The sequence below is a fragment of the Streptomyces sp. UNOC14_S4 genome (assembly GCF_020740835.1).
Lineage (GTDB): Bacteria > Actinomycetota > Actinomycetes > Streptomycetales > Streptomycetaceae > Streptomyces.
The window spans coordinates 1-18,112 of record NZ_JAINFC010000107.1; the positions used below are offsets into that span (position 1 = coordinate 1).

Genomic DNA, 18,112 nt, shown 5'->3' on the forward strand with positions numbered 1-18,112 from the left:
CCCCCGCCCCCACCGTCGAGGCCGCGTCCGCCGGTCCGGACACCGCCGTGGCACAGGCCGTCACCGCACGGCCCATGTCACGGCGGCGGCCCGGCGGGCTCGCCCGGCTGCTGTTGTTCTTCCGTCAGGACCCCGCCCCGGCACCGGATCTCCGGCAGCCCTGATCACCGGCCTCGCAAGGGGCCGGTGTTGAATGCCTTGATGATCTCCATCGAGGTAATCGACGTCTTCACCGGCCCCGACGGCACCGGCGGCAATGCCCTCGCCGTCGTCCGCGACGGCTCCGCCGTCCGCGGCGACGCGGATCGCATGGCGCTGGCCGCCGGTCTCGGATACAGCGAGACCGTGTTCGTCGACGACGCCGAGCGCGGCGTCGTCGACATCTGGACGCCCAGCGCCCGTCTGCCCTTCGCCGGTCACCCGCTCGTCGGCGTCGGCAGGCTGCTCGGGGCCGATGTGCTCCGCCCGCCCGCGGGCGAGGTCCGTGTCCTGCGGGAAGGGGAGTTCACCTGGGTGCGCGGCCGTGCGGAGTGGGCCTCGGGGCGGCGCACCGAACAGTACGGTTCGGCGGCCGAGGTCGACGCGCTGCCCGCGCCGCCGGAGGGCGAGGGCTGGTTGTACGCCTGGGCGTGGCAGGACGAGGCGGCGGGCCGGGTGCGGGCCCGCGCGTTCCCGCGCCGCGGTGACGGCATCGTGGAGGACGAGGCGACGGGCGCCGCGGCACTGCTGCTCGCGCAGCAGCTGGGCCAGGCCCTGGACATCCGTCAGGGCCGGGGTTCGCAGATCCTCACCCGCCCCGGCACCGAGGGCACGGTGGAGATCGGCGGCCGGGTGGTGCCGAGGGCCGTCCGCGGCTGAACGGGACTGGACGGAACCGAACAGGGCTGAACGGGGCCGCCGCCTTCCGTACGGCGCCGTTTTCTATGCTGGAGGTGTGAACCGCTGCCGGATACACCTGACGCTCGCGCCCAAACTACGGCTCTTCGCGCCCGCCGACCGCCGTGCGGAGCGCACGCCCGTGGCCACCGACGGGGCGTCCTCGCTCGGACACGTCATCGAGTCGTTCGGCGTCCCGCTCACGGAGGTCGGCGCGCTGCTCGTCGACGGCCGCGAGGTGCCGGTGTCGTACGTGCCGGGCGCCGACGAGGACGTCGAGGTACGCGCGGTCGCACGCCCCCAGGAAGTGCCGGGCGCGCCGCTGCGGTTCCTGCTGGACGTGCACCTGGGGACGCTGGCGCGCAGGCTGCGTCTGCTGGGCGTGGACGCCGCGTACGAGAGCGAGGACATCGGCGACCCCGCGCTGGCCGCGCTGTCGGCGAGCGAGCGCCGCGTACTGCTCTCGCGCGACCGCGGCCTGCTGCGCCGCCGGGAGATCTGGGCGGGCGCGTACGTCTACAGCGACCGGCCGGACGACCAACTGCGGGACGTCCTCGGCCGCTTCGCCCCGCGCCTCGCGCCGTGGACGCGGTGCACGGCCTGCAACGGCCCGCTCCGGGACGCCGACAAGCAGGCGGTCCACGAGCGGCTGGAGCACGGCACGCGCAGCACGTACGACGTCTTCGCGCAGTGCGTGACCTGCGAGCGCGTCTACTGGCGCGGCGCGCACCACGCCCGTCTCGAGGCGATCGTCACCGACGCGGTGCGCGAGTTCGGGGAGACGGCGGCCGAGGCGCCGACCGCCTGAGCGGTCCCGTCGAGTGCGGCGCCGCGGAGGGGGCCTGCCGCTCAGGGGGCGCGGCGGCTCCGCCGGGCGCATCCCACGGCGGACCATCGCGCCCTGCGGGGCCTGAGTGCGCCCTGCTCAAGGGGTGGGCGATGCCCGGATAATGGGGCCGCCGACGGCGCGGCCAGGGGGCTTCGGCCGTCGGTGCGGGGCCGGGCAGCCAGGGGAGACCCAGCACTTCAGGGGGCAGGATGATCGCCGAGTCGGGGCAGGGCGGACCACCGAGGCGTCGGGGAAGGGGAGTTCCGGCGGCCGGACGGCGGAGGGCGCGGCGGGCCCGGCGGGCGGCCGTCGTCGTGGCCCTGGCCCTGGGCGCGGCACTGCTCGTGCCGCCTGCGTCGGCCGTGGGCCCGGCCCGTACGGGCGTCGTCTCCCGGGTGGTGACGACCGGTGCCCCGAGCACGGGCGGCGCGGTGTCCGCGCTCGCCTCCACAGGCCGTACGACGCGACAGCACCACCGGGCCACGGCGAGCGACTGGTCGGGTCACTGGTCGACGGCGGCGAAGCCGAAGAAAAAGAAGAAGGGCTTCTTCGCGAAGCTCGGGATCTTCCTGCTCGTGCTGCTGCTCCTGGCCATTCTCTTCGGTATCGGCCTGATCTGGCTGGTGGTCCACATGGTGCGGCGGGCCGCCAGGCGCCGGGCCTGAACGGCCGGGCGCACGACGGCGCCCGGGGCCCGCGGGTGGCAGGTCCGTGCCCCGCCGCCCCGGTCGCCGGAAGCCCGGGGGTCAGCCGCTCTTGCGGCGGAACGAGCGCTGGCCGCCCGCCTTGCCGTGCGTGCCGTTGACCTTGGAGCCGTCGCGGCTCCGGCCTTTGTCCGCGCCGTCGGCCGCCTGACCGCGCTTGCGCGTCAGGGCCTCGCGGAACTTCCGCTTCACGTCGTCCTCAGGCTCGGGTGTGGTCTGCGGTGGGGTGCTGTCCGTCATCGGAACCTCCTGGTCATGGCGGCCGTCGCCACAGCTTCGCACGTCGGCGGGCCCGGTTGAAGTCGGCCTCCCCGCGGACTCCCCGCCGGGCCGGGCTACGATCCGGCGGTGGAGAACAGCGACATCACCATCACCCTCACTCCCGACGAGGCCCTGGTCCTGTCCGACTGGCTGTACTGCGTGCAGATGACCGATCTCAGCCGGATGGTCGACGACACGGCCGTCTGGGCACCCCTGCACAAGATTTCCGGGACGCTGGACAAGAACCTGCCCGGGCTCTTCGCGGCCGACTACGCCGAGCGCGTGGAGGCGGCACGGGCCCGGCTCCGTCCTGTCGAGGACGACGGAGACGGAGACGGGAATTAGCGGTTAGTACTGCAACAACGGTTATGGAGGTGGGTGGCCTCTGCGGCGGTAGTGGCTGGTGCGGGCTCGTTGCTGTTGTCTGCGGCGCCAGTGTGACCAGTGCAGGATGTGCTCGATGTCGTCGCGGATGGTGTGGACGAGCCGGCCGAGCAGGCGCCGGATCTCGTTCAGGCTCAGCCGGACCAGGCCGTCGCCGGTTCCTCTTTTCCCGTGTCCTGACGGGAGGTTGTCCGGAGGGCGGTGAGGTAGGCGGCGGCTGCCATGGCCAGGGTGATGTGCCGGTACCAGGCTTGGTGGAAGCGGACCTGGTAGTGGTCGAGCCCGGCTTCGTTCTTCGCGGCCTGGAAGCACTCTTCGATCGCCCAGCGCATGCCCGCGACCCGCACGAGCTCTGTGAGCGGGGTGCCCTTGGGGGCGTGCACCCGGTAGTAGGCCAGCTCGCCGTCGGCCAGGCTGCGGCGGATGAGCAGGCCTGCCTCGAACTCGCCGTCCTCACCGGGGAGCTGGACTACGGCCCAGTCGTACTCGCGCAGCCCGTGGGCACCCGGGCCGGCGGAGCGGGTCTCGAAGGCCTCCTCGGGCAGGATCGCCGCGAGAGTCCGGGCGTTCTGGCCCCGGGGACCGCACCGGAACGACTTGGGCACGGCCATCACGTACGGGATGCCGTTGGTCTCCAGCCACGAGCGCAGGGCGGTGTCCTGGCCGTACGCTTCGTCCGCGGTCACCCACGAAAACGGCGTCCCTGCCCCGATGGCCCGCTCGATCATGGCCCTGGCCAGGCGGGGCTTGGTCGCGAAGGTGATGCCGGGGCCGATCCGGGCAGCGGTCCGCCGGGCGTCGTCCTCGGTCCAGGAGACGGGCAGGTACAGCTCGCGGTCGATCAGTGCCCTCCCCTGGCCGGAGGCGTAGGCGAGGAACACGCCCAGCTGGCAGTTGTCGATCTTTCCGGTGGTGCCGGTGTACTGCCGCTGCACTCCCGCCGACCGCACCCCCTTCTTGATGAAGCCCGTCTCATCGACCACCAGGACACCGTCCTGGGCACCGATGTGCTCCAGCACGTAGGAACGGACATGGTCACGGACCCGGTGCTCGTCCCAGTCCGCCTCGTTCAACAGTCGCTGCATCCCCTGCGGGCCCCGCTCGCCGGCCTGCTCCGCCAGCGTCCACCCATTCTTGCGTTCAAGGGGAGCCAGCAGCCCCCGCATGTACTCCAACGCCCGCGCGCGAGGCTCCGACCGGCGGAAACACCGCCGGAACCGTGCATGCAACGCATCCAACCCCGCAGCCCAGCCACGGACTTCATCAACCGAGATCTCCCCGCCCACGCACCATCAACGAGCCGACACTCCACACGTCACACCAACCGTTGTTGCAGTATTAGCGGAGGAAATCAGGCAACGGTCATGTCACCGTCGGGGAGGTCCTCGACGGTGACCTTCTCCCGGGGCACGCCGAGTCCCGCAGCGACCGCCTTCGCGATCCCGTCGGGGTCGGGCGCGGTCGGATAGGGAACGGTCTCCCCTTCCGCGTAGCTCTCGATGGCCTTGGTGAAATAGCCGGGGTACCAGGCGCCGACCGCGCCCTTGACCTCGACGCGGCTCACGGGGCGCTTCCCGACCCGCTGCTTCACCGCGGCGAGGATCTGGTCGGAACGGTATTCACCGGGCACCTGGAACAGGCTGGCGTGCGCACCGACCTTGCCGCCGTCCCGCAACCGCACTGTCACCGTCAAGCAGCTGGTCACGCTCGGGTAGAGGATCGGCCGACCGGGCGCGGCCTCGGCCACCTGCCCCTCGGTGATCCTGACGGCCGTGACGGCCGGTGCCCCGGTCGCCACGGCCGCGGTACGCGGCAGGGCCTCGGCGACGGGAGTAACGGCGAGCGGGGCGGCTACGGCGGCTATGAGAGCGGCCGACAGCAGCAGCCCGCGCCGGGGCATCGTAATGATCATCATGCGCACAGCGAACCACAAGACAGGGGCCCGGGCGCGAAGAGCCGCGAAGCGCGCCCCATCAGGGGCGCGGGGAACTGCGCGACAAGCCACGACGGACCCGCAGCCGCGCACGAAGCCCAAGACGCACCCCCATAGGCGCAGCCCAAAACGATGCCGCACCGAAAAACACGGGGCCCGGGGCAAAGCCCCGGGCAAGGCCCGACGGCGGTCACCCCACCGCGGACCCCCCGGGCGGCGAGCCGAACCGACTGCGCACGGCCGTCTGCACCTCCACCTCCTCGGCAGGATCCGCCGCGAGTCTGCGAAGCTGCTCGACGACCCGGGCGTCGGCCGTCGTGGCGTGGTGGGCGGCGAGCTCGCGGGTGGCCTCCTCGCAGTCCCACAGGCATTCGACGGCGAAGCCCGCCGCGAAGGACGGGTCCGTGGCCGCCAGGGCCCGCGCGGTACGCCCGCGCAGTTGCGAGGAGGAGGTCTCGCGGTAGATGTGGCGCAGTACGGGCGCGGCGCAGCCGATGGACAGCCGCCCGGCACCCTGGACGAGCTCCCACAGCACCGGCGCGTCCGGCCCCTCGGTGCGCACCGTGCGCCGCAGGGCGCTCAGCACGAGCGCGGAGTCGTACGTGCCGCCCCGGCAGGCCAGCATGCCGGCCGCGGCCGCGCCCAGGGCGTCCGTGCGGTGGACCCAGCCGCGGGCCCGTTCCAGGGCCGCCGTGCTGCGCATGCGCTCGAAGGCCGTGACGGCGGCCTCCGCCACCGCCTCGCAGGGGTCCTCGGCGGCGGCCTCGATCAGATCGAGGGCCTGCGGGTCGTGGTGCTCGGCGAGGTAGCGCAGCGCGGTGGCGCGCGCGGCCTCGAGGCCCGCCACGGCCGCCTGGATGATCTCCAGCCGGTCCTCGGGTCCTGCGACGGCGGTGAGGCAGCGGGTCGCGGGGACGTGGCGCAGTTGCGGGGGATGTGCCGCGAGCCCCTCCTGGGCCCACTCCAGGACCTCGCGCACGCTCCAGCCCGGCCGGGGGCCGGTGGGGCGCAGCTGGCGCTGCCAGCGGTCGAAGGAGCCCTGTTCCTGTGCGGCCTGGACGCGGGCGGCGGTCGCGGGCGACTGCTGGGGGTCGGCCCACAGCCGCCAGGGGTGGGGCTCGAAGGCGTCCCGGACGGCCGCGGCGAGCGCCGCGTCACCCTCGGGGGTGCGCGGGAAGCGGGCGAGGACGCTCTCGCCGAGGGCGAGCAGCCCGGCGTCGTCGTCGCGCAGGGCGAGCTCGTCGAGGGCCCAGGCCCAGTTCGCCCCGGAGACGGCGTAGCGGCGCAGCAGCAGGAGCGCGTCCGTGCTGCCGTAGGAGGCGAGGTGGCCGAGGACGGCGAGGGCGAGCCCGGTGCGCTCCTCGGCGGTGTCGAGCAGGTCGTCGCAGTGGAAGAGGTGCTGTTCGATCTCGTCGAGCCCGCCGTCGAGGTCCAGGTGGAGGCGCGCGTAATAGAGCGAGCGGTTCTCGACCTGCCAGTCACGCCTGGGGTCGTGCAGCACACAGTGGTGCAGCGCCGCGAGCGCCTCCGCCCGAGGCGCCGCAAGGGCATGCAGGGTCCCGTCGCCGCGGCCTCGCTGGAGGAGGCCGAGCAGGGTGCCGCTGGGCGCTATGTCTGGATCGAACATGGGGTCAGCATCCGGTGCGGGGAGTCGGCTGGCAACGGGATTTCCTTACGGACGGCATTCTTGCCGGTGTCCCCTGGTCCATGCCTGGTGAACAGGGGGAACTCAAGCTCTTCCGAGCGCCCGCAGCCTACCCGGAGCGGAGCGTTCCGCCGAGCCGTGCCCGAAATGCCCACCTCCGCCCCCTCGGCGGCCGGAAACGGGCGGGCCCCGCGCCGCCGCCTTGACGCGCTCACTCCTGCCCCTCGCACCCCCACAACAGGTCACCATGCTCACGACACACACCCATGAAACACCGATGACCTACCGGTACAGGCGCGACATAAGCCCCACCATGCCCCTGACAAAAACCCGCCTTACCCCTGGCATGTGCCAAAGACACCACCAGATCGGGTGTTGCCAAACCACTTACGAGCCCTCGCTCCCTGTGCAACAGTCGTTACCGGCCCTTCCCGCGGACCCACTGGAGCCGGCCGCGCCGCGCCCGTATCGGAGTACGTCATGCCGTCCCCTCTCCACACGGATCGTCCCGCCGCTCAGCCGCCCCGTCAGGGCGCTGTGGACGCGCTCATCACGCGGACGCGGGAGCTGCGCGGCGACCTCGAGGCCGTGCGCCGGGAAGCGGAGGGCGAGGAACCCCCGGAAGACGCCCGGCAGCGCTGGCAGCGGGCCCTGTACGAGCTCGCCGTGCACCAGCTCGACGACCTGGGCGACCACTTGGGCCAGCTCCTCGAAGGTCTGCCGGCCGACACCCCGCAGGGGCCGTCGGCCGACGGCCCCGCTCCCCGGCCCTCCCCGGTGGAGGCGGACGGGCAGAGGAAGGAACAAGAACAGGAACAGGGGCAGGAACAAGGGCAGGAAGCGGACAGCCGCGTCGGCAGCGCGGAGTGGGATCTCCTCACCGACGGCGTCACATGGTCCGACGAGCTGTTCCGGCTCTTCGGCCGCCGCCCGGAGGACGGCGCCCCGACCCTCGACGAGCTCCCCTCCTGGGTGCTGGAGGAGGACACCGAGCTGCTGACCGCGATGGTCACCGGCTGCCTGGTCGACGGCAGGCCGATCGACGGCGAGTTCCGTATCGTGCGCGGCGACGGCGCGGTGCGCACCGTGCACATGATGGGCGAGCCGACGCTCGACGCCGACGGCACCGTGGCCTCCATGTGGGCGGTGTTACGGGACGTCACCGAGGTGCGCCGCAGCCGGGAGGCCGTGCACGAGATCCGTGACTCGCTGCTGCACCAGCAGCGGACCGCGCACACCGAGCGCCGCCTCGCCGTGGAGCTCCAGGAAGCCGTCCTGCCGCCCTGGCGCGGCTCCTTGCGCTTCTCCCAGAGCAGCACGGTGCCGGGGGCCACGTCGGCCCCCGGCACCCTCGATCTCGCCGCGCACTACCTCCCGTCCGCCAGCAGTGCCCTGATCGGCGGCGACTGGTTCGACGCCCTCCAGCTCCCTGACGGCCGCACCCTGCTGAGCGTCGGCGGGCTCACCGGGCACGGCGTGGCGGCCACCTCCAGCATGGCCATGCTGCTGGGCGCCCTGCGCGGCATGGCGGTCACGGGCGCGGAGCCGGGGCCTCTGATGGGCTGGCTCAACCACCTCCTCGATGCTTCCGCGCAGCCCGCCCTGGGCAGCGCGGTCTGCTGCCGCTACGACCCCGCGACGCTGACCCTGAGCTGGTCGCAGGCCGGCCACCCCGCCCCGCTGCTCTTCGGCGGAGGGAGCGGACGCGCCCTGCGGCCGCCCGAGGGCATGCTGCTCGGGGCGGTCCCCGACGCCGTCTACGCCCAGGCCGAGGAGCGACTGGAGACCGGTGACATGCTGGTGCTGCACACCGACGGTCTGGCGCCCCGGAGCTCCGAGTCGGCCGACGCGGTCACCGAGCGGCTGCTGGCTTGCGCGCCACGGTTCGCCACGGCGAGAAGCGCCCAGGAGTGCGTACGGACGGTGCTGGAGGAATTCGGCAGCAAGGAGCGCGAGGACGACGCCTGCGTGCTGGTCGCCCGCATCCGTACCTGACCACCTGCGCGAACGGCGCAGTCGGCCGGATCACCGGCCACCACCGGCCCGTCACACGGCCGTGCCCTTCTCCGGCCCCGAGGCCCCCTTGCGCGTGGTCTTCCTGGAAGACTTCGGCGCGTTGGGCAGGGCCTGCTGGATCTCCTCCCGGAGGTCCTCGATGCTGCCGAAGTCCGCGTAGCGCCCGGTCAGCCGGTACATCTCACGCAGCCGGTCCCAGGTGCGGTGCGAGGAGGTCTCGCCGATCGACACCAGGGCCAGCCGGGCGTAGGTGTCCGCCTGCTCGGGGTCGTTGCCGATGAAGCAGGCCGACGCCATGGAGATGTAGTCGAAGATCATCGAGCGCTGGTAGCCCTCGGACCGGAGGGCCAGGGCCTCCTTGGCGTGCATCTGGGCGACGGCCGCGGCGCTCGGGTCGTGCTCGGCGAGCGTCCGGTAGGCCAGCGCCTGCATGCCGTGAAGGTCCGCCTCGTCGAACATCTGCATCCAGCTCGGCGGAGGCACGTCCCCCTTGTCCGAGACGAAGAGCTCCTCCGCCTCGCCCAGGGTGCGGCGCATGGCCTGGCCGCGCCCCATCGACGCCTGCGCCCAGGCCTCGATGGTGCAGAGCATGGCGCGGGTGCGGGGCAGGGTCTCGTTGCCGGAGCCGGACTTGGCGAGCTTCATCAGGTCCAGCGCGTCGTCCGGCCGACCGAGGTGGACCATCTGGCGGGCGGCGCGGGAGAGCGCCTCGCCCGCGCGAGGGCGGTCGCCACCCTCGCGCGCCGCGTGGGCGGCGATCACGAAGTACTTCTGCGCGGTGGGCTCCAGGCCCACGTCGTGGGACATCCAGCCCGCGAGCACCGCGAGGTTCGCCGCGACGCCCCACAGCCTCCGCTGGAGATGCTCGGGATGGCGGTAGGAGAGCATGCCGCCCACCTCGTTGAGCTGGCCGACGACCGCCTTGCGCTGGAGGCCGCCGCCGCGGGCGGCGTCCCAGCGGCGGAAGATCTCGACGGAGTGCTCCAGGGCGTCGATCTCCGTGGAGCCCACCGGCGCCGCCTCGTAGCGGTCGAGCCCGGCGGCGTCGGCGTGAGCGGCATGGACGGAGTCGAGGCGCAGGGGGTCGGAGAAGCGGGGGGCGTCGGAGGCGAGAACCGGATCGGAGTGCAGCCAGTCGTGCATGGCGCTGCTGAGTGCTGAGCCTGCGGCAAGCGCGGCACCCGCGCCCACCAAGCCGCGTCGGTTGAGCATGAGGTCCATTCCCGTGAATTCGGTGAGGACCGCGGCGGTCCGCTCGGGCGGCCAGGGCAGCCCGTCCGCGGGCTGCCCCTTGCCGGCGCGCCCTCGTCGGCCGAACCCGAGGTCCTCGATGGTCACGACACGGCCGAGTCGCTCGGTGAAAAGGGCTGCCAGCACCCGGGGCACGGGATCGCGCGGGGACTCCCCCATGTCGATCCAGCGCCGCACTCGCGAGGTGTCGGTCGCCAGCTGCGGGTGGCCCATGGCGGCCGCATGCCGGTTCACCATTCTCGCAAGCTCGCCCTTGGACCATCCGGCCAGGCCGAACAGATCCGCCAGGCGGGTGTTGGGTTCCCTTGTCACGTCAAGCCCCCAGGTTCTCGGCTGACTTGAAGGTAGCGGGCCGTCATGGGCCAAGCGAGTATTCGCCAGGGTTCGCCAGGGTCCGCCACATGGTGTGCCACCCGCGGCCGGGTGTCAGGTAGGAACGCGCCACCCCGGCCACCCGGCCGCCTACCGAGTCCATCGGACCGGATCCACCGGATCACATGAGATCCATTGAGATCCATGGGATCCGCGAGATCCATCGGTGGACCCGACGGAGCATTCCCCAGGGTGCTCCCAGGCCCGGGGGACCGGGGAGCGCGGTCAGTCGTCGGCACACGAAGGGATCTGTTCCGCACATGTATGCAGCCTCGTCCTCCGTGTCCGCACCGCCCCGGCAGCTCCGTCCGCAGCACGCCGGTGGCGGGCCGTACCTCGATCCCTCCCACGCCGCGGGGGCTTCCTTCGGGGGCGCGCGGGCTCGGCGGTCACCGGGGCTCGGCGGCCAACCGCTCAGCGGGAGAATCGACTTGTCCGGCCCCCAGGGCTCGCAGCTGCGCACGGTGATCGCCGCGGTGCACCGCATCTGCCCGGAGTTCAACCCCGTCCAGATGCTGCGCCGCAGCGGTCGCTCGGTCCTGCTGGTCGGCTCCACCGGCCGCAATACGGCGGTGGCCAAGTGTTTACTGGACCATTCGCCCGCCTGGGCGGAGCGGTTCCATCAGGAAATAGCGACATACCGGGCGTTCGTCCGGCATCGCCCGCCGGTCCGGGTGCCGCGGCTGATCGCCGCGGACCCGGAGAACTGCACCCTGGTCATCGAGCGGATGCCCGGCCGGCCGGCCGCCGGGCAGCGGCATCCGGTGGAGACCCCGCCCCGCGCGGACATCCGCGCCGCGCTCGGCGCGATCTCCCGGGTCAACCTCTGGCGCCCCCCGGCCGGGATGTTCGACATGCCGCTCGACTACGCCCAGCGCATCACCCGCTATCACGAGCTGGGCCTGCTCACCGACCGCGACATGGGCGACCTGCAGAAGCTCCTGCACGGCCTGGCCCAGGTCCAGGGGCAGTTCTGCCACGGAGATGCCCTGCTCTCCAATGTGCTGCTCTCCCCCACCGGCCCGATCCTCGTCGACTGGGACCAGGCCGGCTGGTATCTCCCGGGGTACGACCTGGCCACGCTGTGGTCCGTGCTGGGCGATGCCCCGGGCGCACGCCGTCAGATCAGCACCATCGCGCAGCAGGCGGGCCCGGTCTCGCGTGACGCCTTTCTGGTGAATCTCATGCTCGTACTGACCCGCGAGATCCGTACATACGAGACGGCCGTCCAGCGCGCCATGCAGGATCCGCCGCCGGTCACTCCGGGCGCTCCCGACGCCGGTGAGGAGCAGCGCCTGCTGCTGCGCCGCCTGCACGACGACTGCGCTCTCGCCAGGCGCGCCGTACGGGCGGCGGTCGGCACACGCTGATCCGGCCTCCCCGTTCCGCCCCGACCCGCCGCGTCCCTCTCCACGCGGCGGGTCGGCCGTGTCGGACGGAAGAGCGGCGCCCAGCAGCCCAGGAGCCTCCCCCGGACGGGCGCATCAGGATGATTGACGGATCGTCACCCAGGGACTACCTCTGGTACGTCCGGTCCCGCACGCCTGATCGCGCACCTACCATCCCAGCTCGGTGGCATGCCGTCCCGAGGAGGCCGCATTGCGAGGATCCCCACAACTCCACCCCCGGACCACTCCGCCGAGACCCCCGCGAAGAACGCGCCACGGGCTCCGGGCCGCGGGTGCGGTCGCGTCGGCCGCCCTGCTGCTGCCCGCGCTGTCCGCCGTGCCCACGGCGAGCGCCGGCCAGCGGCCGTCCTCCGGCGCGCTCCAGCAAGCCTTCGCCACGGCCTCGGCGAAGTACCGCGTGCCCACGGACGTACTGCTGGCCGTCTCGTATCTCCAGTCCCGCTGGGACACCCACGGCGGCGCGCCCAGCGTCACCGGCGGCTACGGCCCGATGCACCTGACCGATGCCGCGACGGCCCTGGCCACGGCCCCGCATGTGGTCGGCGGCCTGGGGGATCCGCGCGGCGACAGCGCCCGTCCGCTCGCGGCGGCCCGTACCGTGCGTCCGGCGCTGCCGGCTCCGGGCGAGCTCCCGGCGCGACTGCGCACCCTGGGCCGGGCCGCGGAGCTCTCGCGCCTCTCCCCCGCGTCGCTGCGCCGGGATCCGGCGGCCAATGTCGAGGGCGGTGCGGCGCTGCTGGCCTCCGCGCAACGGCGGCTGGGCCTGCCGCTCACCGGCGACCCGACGGACTGGTACGCGGCGGTGGCGAGCTTCCCCGGCGCCACCGACGCGGCGACGGCCGACGTCTTCGCCCGCGACGTCTTCGACGTGCTGCGCACCGGGGAACGGCGCACCACCGACAGCGGCCAGACGGTCACTCTGGCGGGGCACCCGCGACTGACAGGGCGTACGGAACAGGTGCGCAAGCTGGGGCTGAAGGCGCCTCCGGCGGACCGTGTGGAGTGCCCGGAGTCGGTGGCCTGCGAGTCGATCCCTGCGCCGTACCAGAAGCTGGAGGGGTCGGACTACGGCAACCACGACGTGGCGGACCGGCCCCATGCCCCGTCGCAGAAGGTGCGCTTCATCGTCATCCACGACACCGAGGGGTCGTGGGACACCACCATCAAGCTGATCAAGGACCCGACGTACGTCTCGTGGAACTACACGGTGCGTTCGACGGACGGGCACATCGCGCAGCACGTGCCGACGAAGGACGTGGCCTGGCACGCGGGCAACTGGTACGTGAACTCCACGTCGGTCGGCATCGAGCACGAGGGCTTCCTCGCCCAGCCGGACTCCTGGTACACGGAGCAGATGTACCGCACGTCCGCCCGGCTGGTGGCCCATCTGGCCGAGAAGCTGGACATTCCCCTGGACCGGCAGCACATCCTGGGGCACGACAACGTGCCGGGCACCGTCCCCTCGACCATCAAGGGCATGCACACGGACCCGGGCCCGTACTGGGACTGGGAGCACTACTTCGACCTGATGGACAGTCCCTTCGAGCCCACGGGCGGGCTGTTCGGCGGGATGGTGACCATCCTGCCGGACTACGAGGACCACGTGGTGCCGTACACGGGCTGCGTGCAGCAGGGCAAGCCGTGCGACCCGCACGGTTCCGGCGCGGTCCGGCTGCGCACGGCGCCGAGGGAGGACGCGCCATTGGTCAAGGACGTCGGGCTGCACCCGGGTGACGGGGCGTCGACGAACGACGTCAACGACACGGGTGCCCGCGCGTCGACCGGCCAGCAGTTCGCGCTTGCGGACCGGCACGGGCCGTGGACGGCGATCTGGTACCTGGGGCAGAAGGCGTGGTTCAAGAACCCGTGGTGGGAGCCGACCGCGGTGAGCGCCTGGGGCCGAGTGGTCACACCGAGGCCGGGGCTGCGCGAGGTGCCGGTGTACGGGCGGGCGTACCCGGAGAGGTCGGCGTACCCGCCGGGCGTGCCGGTGCAGGATGTGACACCGCTGCCGTACAAACTGCTCGCCGGGCAGGCCTACGCGCTGGGCGCGACGGTCCCCGGCGAGTATCTGTGGGCGAAGACCTTCGACCCGGCGGGCCACAGGCTGGTCCGGGGGAAGGACGTCTACCACGAGATCCAGTTCGGCCACCGGGTGGCCTTCGTCAAGGCCGCCGACGTACGGGTGCTCGCGTCGGACCGCTGACGGTCCGGGTGGAACGCGCCGGAGCCCGGTACGGGCGGGTGCCGTACCGGGCTCCGGTGTGCTGTCGGGGTTGTCGATGGGGCTCAGGTGGGGCTCAGGCCTGCTGGAACATCTCCGCGGGCAGCGGCTTGAGCAACTGGTAGAGCTCGTCCGTGATGGGGCGGTCCCAGCTCGCGATGGTGACGAGGACGCCGTCGCTGCGGTCGAACTGGGTGCAGGAGATGCGGCCTTCGGAGCACTTCAGGCGCCGCACGATCAGCAGGTTGTCCTCGTGCATCACCGGGACGTCCTCGGTCTCCAGCACGTGCACCGGCTCGTCGTTGCCGAGCGCCGCGAGCAGCTGCGCCACCTCGAAGGGCACCTGCCCCTCGCCGAGGTCACGGGCCGGGGAGCCCTCCGGCAGATTGCCGATGATCATCGCGGGGCCGCGCCCGCCGAAGAGGTCGTAGCGGAGGAAGACGCCCTGGCAGCTGCCATCGGGTGCGGGCAGCAGCCCTGCGCCGAGATCGCCGGGCCAGTCGCCCGGGTCCATGGCGAGGACGTCGAAGTCCGGCCCGATGGGCGTGGCGGCGCTGCGGCGGCGGAGGAACGACATGCCTTTATCGTACGTGCCCGCGCCCGTGCTTCCTCGTCAGGGGCGCAGGGCACCACCCCCGTCAGGGGCGCGGGACACCGGCCCCGTCAGGGGCGCGGGACACCGGCCCCGTCAGGGGCGCGGGGAACTGCGCGACCAGCCCCCACCGGACCCGCAGCCGCGCACCGGGCTGAAGCGGCACCCCGGTAGGCGCCGCGCAGCAACCTGCAGGCCGCAACCCCAAAGCCGGCGGCTAGCCGTTCCGCAAGGAGTCGAGGTGGCGGCGGAGGACGCCGAGGAGTACGTCCGCCCCCACCCGCTCCGGTTCCAGTACCGCCTGCAGCGTCAGCCCGTCCAGCAGCGCCGCCAGCCGCACGCTCTCCAGCTCGACGTCCAGCCCGGCCGGCAGGCCACCCGCCTCCTGCGCCCCGCACAGCACGCGCCGGAGCAGGACGAGCATGTTGGCCTGCGCCTCGACGGCCCGCGGGCGGAGTCCGGGCCGGGTCCGGGCCGCGGTGATGAAGGCGATCCAGAGTGTGGACTCCTCGTAGCGCGCGTCGTCGACCGGGAGGAGTTCCGTCAGCAGTTCCTCCGTCCGCGCGCGGTGCTCGCCGGGTCCCGCGGCGAAGATGCCCTCGGCGCGCGCCCGGACCCGTCGCTCCACGCGGTCGGCCAGCTCCCCCATGGCGAAGATCACCATCTCGTCGTGGTCGGTGAAGTAGTGACGCACGGAGCCCACGGCGAGCCCCGCCTCGTCGGCGACGTTGCGGAGCGAGGCGGCCTCCAGGCCGCTCCGGCTCACGATGCGGAGCACTGCTTCCGCGACGGCTCGGCGGCGGGCGCTGGGGTCCACGATCTTCGGCACGTTCGCCTTTATAGCACGACTGGGTTAATATCTTTTTGGCACAGGCAAGCTAAAAAGGAGGCGGGGGAACGTGCACGGCTGGCTGTTCTGGGTGGTGATCGCGGCGTTGGTGATCGCCGTGGTGGTCAAACGACTGCGCGGGGAGCCCCTCAACGCCAAGGATCTGCTGATAGCGCCCATGGTCCTGACCGGCATCGGCATCGTGTCCCTGACCAAGGCCCACGGCCTCACGGCCACGGACTTCGTCTGGACGGGCGCGGGCGGCGTCCTGGGTGTGGCGCTGGGCGCGGTCCGCGGCTCCACGATCACGGTGTTCGAGAAGGAAGGGGTGCTGTGGCAGCGCTACACCGCCCGCACCTTCGCCGTCATGGTGGTCTCGTTCGCGATCATGGCCGGGTTCGGGCTGATCGCCGCGAAGGCGGGAATGCACGAGGAGGCACGGCCGACGCAGCTGACCCTCGGCATCAGCTTCCTCGGCGAAGCGCTGGCGGTGGGCCTGCGCGGGCTGCAGACGGGGGTGCCGTTCGCCCCGGAGCGCAAGAGCTCCTGACCTGGGGCACCCGCGGGGAAGTCCCGCCCGGACGCAGCTTGTGGGGGCGCCGGTCCGGGCGGGTCGACGGCCGAGGATCGGCGCGCGGAGCACGCTACCAGGCAGAATCGGCACTTTCCGACGCCATCACTCAAAAGAGCTCCATTAGCGGAGGATTTACCCGTAACGGCTACGACACTCCCGGCATTTCCGGTCCGATGACGCGATGGAGCAAATGAGTGAATGTCCGAAACCTCTCCAATTGGGGTCGAGTTATTCAGGTCAACTTCCCGAGAAGGCGCATCGATCGAAAGGCACGGACGTGCTCAAGAAGGTTCTCGCCACGGCCGCTCTGACGGCCACCGCGGTCGGCACGATGGCGGCCCCCGCGCTGGCGATCGGCAACGAAGGCGACGTCGCGAACGGCAACGCGTCGAAGACCGGTTATGGCAACACCCACACCGGCGGCAAGCAGAGCCCGCAGATGAGCCTGATCCAGGGCACGCTCAACAAGCCGTGTCTCGCGATCGGCAAGGCCGGCATCCAATCGCTCATCGGGCTGATCAACGTCGGCGTCCAGGATCTGCCGATCCTCACGCAGCAGGCCCAGCAGCAGTGCACCGACAACTCGACGATCAGCCAGGGCGACGCGCAGCTGTCGCACATCCTGGACGAGATCCCGATCGTCTCGGGCAACGGTTCGGGCAACGGCCGCTGACCGACGGCGCACGCTTGAGCGGAACCCCCTTCCCCGGGTGCAGTGGCCCGGGGAAGGGGGTTTCTTCATGATCCGGAAATGATCGGATCCGATTGTTACGGCGTCGTATACGATGGCGATGTGACCATGCTCGTGAAACGCCGCCACGTGGACCTCCGCCGCGTCACCAGCATGTCCTGTCGCCGTTCCGGCTGATCTTCCTTCCGGCCTGCCCGCGTTCTCCGGGCTGTGGCCTGTTTTCTTCTTCTTTTTCTTTCTTCTGCCGCTTCCCGGTCTCCCCGCCTGTCCTGTCCGCACACCCCGCGGCGGCAGCGCGGCCGTCCGGCGTACCGCCGTACGTACCGGGCCTTCACGCACGTGGATGTCCTCATGAGCAACATGCTTCCCGTCATCGACCTCTCCGCCGCCTCCGGCAGCGACGCCGACCGCGCCGCCTTCCGCGAGGCGCTGCACAGCGCCGCCCGTGACGTGGGCTTCTTCCACCTGGTCGGCCACGGGATCACCGAGTCCGAGACCGCCGAGCTGGTGCGCACGATGCGCGCGTTCTTCGCGCTCCCCGAGGCGGAGCGGCTGTCGATCAGCAACCTCAACTCGCCCCACTTCCGCGGCTACACGCGGATCGGGGACGAGCGCACCGGCGGCAGCCAGGACTGGCGGGACCAGCTCGACATAGGTGCCGAGCGCCCGGCCCGGATACCCACCGGTGACGAGCCCGGCTACTGGTGGCTGGCGGGCCCCAACCAGTGGCCCGCCGCCCTGCCCGAGCTGCGCGCCGCCGCCCTGCACTGGATCGACCGGCTGAGCACGGTCGCCGAGCGCCTGCTGCACGAGCTGCTGGCCTCGATCGGCGCCCCGCCCACCTTCTACGACGAGGCCTTCGCCGACCACCCGCACCTGCACCTGAAGCTCGTCCGCTACCCGGGCAGCGCCCCCGACGGTGCCGGGCAGGGCGTCGGCGCGCACAAGGACTACGGCTTCCTGACCCTGCTGCTCACGGACGAGGTCGGCGGGCTCGAAGTGGAGGGCGCGGACGGCGTGTTCCGCGAGGTGCCGCCCATGCCGGGGGCGTTCGTGATCAACCTGGGCGAGCTGCTCGAGGTGGCGACCAACGGCTACCTCAAGGCCACCAACCACCGCGTGGTGAGCCCGCCCGGGAACCGGGAGCGGTACTCCGTGCCGTTCTTCTACAACCCGCGGCTCGACGCGCGGATCGAGCCCGTGCCGTTCGCTTACGCGGACCGGGCTCCCGGGGTCACGCAGGACGCGACGAATCCGCTGTTCGCGGAGTACGGGCGCAACGAGATCAAGGGGTGGCTGCGGGCGCATCCGGAGGTGGCGCGCCGCTACCACGCGGGGCTCCTGGCGGAGGGCACGCGGGTCTGACCCGCGCCCCACGCCGGGGGCTTCGCCCCCTGGACCCCGTTGTTTCCTCCTGCCGGGGGGCTGCGCCTACCGGGGTGCGTCCTGCGCTGCGCGCGCGGCTGCCGGTCCGGTGGGGGCTTGTCGCGCAGTTCCCCGCGCCCCTGACGGGGCGCAGCCG

General features: G+C 72.1%; 18 protein-coding genes. 11 read left to right on the forward strand and 7 right to left on the reverse strand.

What is annotated here, in order from left to right:
- Nucleotides 1-201: 201 nt before the first annotated feature.
- From K6I34_RS12645 to K6I34_RS12655, 3 genes are all read left to right on the forward strand, one after another.
- Nucleotides 202-858, forward strand: coding sequence for a PhzF family phenazine biosynthesis protein (locus tag K6I34_RS12645; RefSeq protein ID WP_229325363.1), 657 nt, complete (start codon nucleotides 202-204; stop codon nucleotides 856-858).
- Nucleotides 859-934: 76 nt separating this feature from the next.
- Nucleotides 935-1,684, forward strand: a complete 750-nt coding sequence (locus tag K6I34_RS12650) for a Mut7-C ubiquitin/RNAse domain-containing protein (RefSeq protein WP_229325365.1) — start codon at nucleotides 935-937, stop codon at nucleotides 1,682-1,684.
- A gap of 230 nt (nucleotides 1,685-1,914) precedes the next feature.
- Nucleotides 1,915-2,370, forward strand: coding sequence for a hypothetical protein (locus K6I34_RS12655; RefSeq protein WP_229325367.1), 456 nt, complete (start codon nucleotides 1,915-1,917; stop codon nucleotides 2,368-2,370).
- Between the two features lie 81 nt (nucleotides 2,371-2,451).
- On the opposite strand, the gene K6I34_RS12660 is transcribed toward K6I34_RS12655, so the two are convergent.
- The gene (locus K6I34_RS12660; RefSeq protein WP_229325369.1) at nucleotides 2,452-2,649 is read right to left on the reverse strand and encodes a DUF5302 domain-containing protein; all 198 of its coding nucleotides are present in this window, start codon (nucleotides 2,647-2,649) and stop codon (nucleotides 2,452-2,454) included.
- A gap of 108 nt (nucleotides 2,650-2,757) precedes the next feature.
- Here K6I34_RS12660 and K6I34_RS12665 point away from each other — a divergent pair, with 108 nt between their 5' ends.
- The gene (locus K6I34_RS12665) at nucleotides 2,758-3,015 is read left to right on the forward strand and encodes a hypothetical protein (RefSeq protein WP_229325371.1); all 258 of its coding nucleotides are present in this window, start codon (nucleotides 2,758-2,760) and stop codon (nucleotides 3,013-3,015) included.
- Nucleotides 3,016-3,188: 173 nt separating this feature from the next.
- On the opposite strand, the gene K6I34_RS12670 is transcribed toward K6I34_RS12665, so the two are convergent.
- From K6I34_RS12670 to K6I34_RS12680, 3 genes are all read right to left on the reverse strand, one after another.
- Nucleotides 3,189-4,340: an IS701 family transposase gene (locus tag K6I34_RS12670; RefSeq protein WP_374230904.1), complete on the reverse strand. Its 1,152-nt coding sequence runs from the start codon at nucleotides 4,338-4,340 to the stop codon at nucleotides 3,189-3,191.
- Between the two features lie 65 nt (nucleotides 4,341-4,405).
- Complete coding sequence (locus K6I34_RS12675) at nucleotides 4,406-4,969, reverse strand: hypothetical protein (protein WP_229325373.1); 564 nt, start codon at nucleotides 4,967-4,969, stop codon at nucleotides 4,406-4,408.
- 208 nt (nucleotides 4,970-5,177) lie between these two features.
- Entirely contained in the window at nucleotides 5,178-6,614 is a 1,437-nt protein-coding gene (locus K6I34_RS12680; protein WP_229325375.1) for a HEAT repeat domain-containing protein, read from the reverse strand.
- A gap of 498 nt (nucleotides 6,615-7,112) precedes the next feature.
- On the opposite strand from K6I34_RS12680, the gene K6I34_RS12685 reads away from it, so the two are divergent.
- Entirely contained in the window at nucleotides 7,113-8,627 is a 1,515-nt protein-coding gene (locus tag K6I34_RS12685) for a PP2C family protein-serine/threonine phosphatase (protein ID WP_229325377.1), read from the forward strand.
- A 51-nt stretch (nucleotides 8,628-8,678) separates the two neighbouring features.
- Here the strand turns inward: K6I34_RS12685 and K6I34_RS12690 are convergent, their stop codons facing one another.
- Complete coding sequence (locus K6I34_RS12690) at nucleotides 8,679-10,211, reverse strand: hypothetical protein (protein WP_229325379.1); 1,533 nt, start codon at nucleotides 10,209-10,211, stop codon at nucleotides 8,679-8,681.
- Between the two features lie 320 nt (nucleotides 10,212-10,531).
- Here K6I34_RS12690 and K6I34_RS12695 point away from each other — a divergent pair, with 320 nt between their 5' ends.
- On the forward strand, nucleotides 10,532-11,641 hold the full coding sequence (locus tag K6I34_RS12695) for an aminoglycoside phosphotransferase family protein (protein WP_229325381.1): 1,110 nt from the start codon (nucleotides 10,532-10,534) through the stop codon (nucleotides 11,639-11,641).
- Nucleotides 11,642-11,870: 229 nt separating this feature from the next.
- Nucleotides 11,871-13,886, forward strand: a complete 2,016-nt coding sequence (locus K6I34_RS12700; protein WP_374230905.1) for an N-acetylmuramoyl-L-alanine amidase — start codon at nucleotides 11,871-11,873, stop codon at nucleotides 13,884-13,886.
- Nucleotides 13,887-13,980: 94 nt separating this feature from the next.
- On the opposite strand, the gene K6I34_RS12705 is transcribed toward K6I34_RS12700, so the two are convergent.
- Nucleotides 13,981-14,481: a hypothetical protein gene (locus K6I34_RS12705; RefSeq protein WP_229325383.1), complete on the reverse strand. Its 501-nt coding sequence runs from the start codon at nucleotides 14,479-14,481 to the stop codon at nucleotides 13,981-13,983.
- 232 nt (nucleotides 14,482-14,713) lie between these two features.
- Nucleotides 14,714-15,325 (reverse strand): TetR/AcrR family transcriptional regulator, encoded by a 612-nt coding sequence (locus tag K6I34_RS12710; RefSeq protein ID WP_229325385.1) that lies wholly within the window; start codon nucleotides 15,323-15,325, stop codon nucleotides 14,714-14,716.
- 70 nt (nucleotides 15,326-15,395) lie between these two features.
- On the opposite strand from K6I34_RS12710, the gene K6I34_RS12715 reads away from it, so the two are divergent.
- The 4 genes from K6I34_RS12715 to K6I34_RS12725 all read left to right on the forward strand — a co-directional run bounded on the left by K6I34_RS12715 (nucleotide 15,396) and on the right by K6I34_RS12725 (nucleotide 17,955).
- Nucleotides 15,396-15,875: a DUF1453 domain-containing protein gene (locus K6I34_RS12715; RefSeq protein WP_229325387.1), complete on the forward strand. Its 480-nt coding sequence runs from the start codon at nucleotides 15,396-15,398 to the stop codon at nucleotides 15,873-15,875.
- Nucleotides 15,876-16,176: 301 nt separating this feature from the next.
- Nucleotides 16,177-16,572 (forward strand): rodlin, encoded by a 396-nt coding sequence (locus tag K6I34_RS12720; RefSeq protein ID WP_229325389.1) that lies wholly within the window; start codon nucleotides 16,177-16,179, stop codon nucleotides 16,570-16,572.
- Between the two features lie 78 nt (nucleotides 16,573-16,650).
- Nucleotides 16,651-16,767, forward strand: a complete 117-nt coding sequence (locus tag K6I34_RS38860) for a putative leader peptide (protein ID WP_374230906.1) — start codon at nucleotides 16,651-16,653, stop codon at nucleotides 16,765-16,767.
- Between the two features lie 174 nt (nucleotides 16,768-16,941).
- Nucleotides 16,942-17,955: an isopenicillin N synthase family oxygenase gene (locus K6I34_RS12725; RefSeq protein ID WP_229325391.1), complete on the forward strand. Its 1,014-nt coding sequence runs from the start codon at nucleotides 16,942-16,944 to the stop codon at nucleotides 17,953-17,955.
- Nucleotides 17,956-18,112: the final 157 nt, after the last annotated feature.

Excerpts from the sequence above, each read along its gene's own strand:
- K6I34_RS12725 (WP_229325391.1), top strand. The coding sequence starts at position 16,942 with ATGAGCAACATGCTTCCCGTCATCGACCTCTCCGCCGCCTCCGGCAGC.
- K6I34_RS12675 (WP_229325373.1), bottom strand. The coding sequence starts at position 4,969 with ATGATGATCATTACGATGCCCCGGCGCGGGCTGCTGCTGTCGGCCGCT.
- K6I34_RS12655 (WP_229325367.1), top strand. The coding sequence starts at position 1,915 with ATGATCGCCGAGTCGGGGCAGGGCGGACCACCGAGGCGTCGGGGAAGG.
- K6I34_RS12685 (WP_229325377.1), top strand. The coding sequence starts at position 7,113 with ATGCCGTCCCCTCTCCACACGGATCGTCCCGCCGCTCAGCCGCCCCGT.
- K6I34_RS12645 (WP_229325363.1), top strand. The coding sequence starts at position 202 with ATGATCTCCATCGAGGTAATCGACGTCTTCACCGGCCCCGACGGCACC.
- K6I34_RS12660 (WP_229325369.1), bottom strand. The coding sequence starts at position 2,649 with ATGACGGACAGCACCCCACCGCAGACCACACCCGAGCCTGAGGACGAC.
- K6I34_RS38860 (WP_374230906.1), top strand. The coding sequence starts at position 16,651 with ATGATCGGATCCGATTGTTACGGCGTCGTATACGATGGCGATGTGACC.
- K6I34_RS12680 (WP_229325375.1), bottom strand. The coding sequence starts at position 6,614 with ATGTTCGATCCAGACATAGCGCCCAGCGGCACCCTGCTCGGCCTCCTC.
- K6I34_RS12695 (WP_229325381.1), top strand. The coding sequence starts at position 10,532 with ATGTATGCAGCCTCGTCCTCCGTGTCCGCACCGCCCCGGCAGCTCCGT.
- K6I34_RS12705 (WP_229325383.1), bottom strand. The coding sequence starts at position 14,481 with ATGTCGTTCCTCCGCCGCCGCAGCGCCGCCACGCCCATCGGGCCGGAC.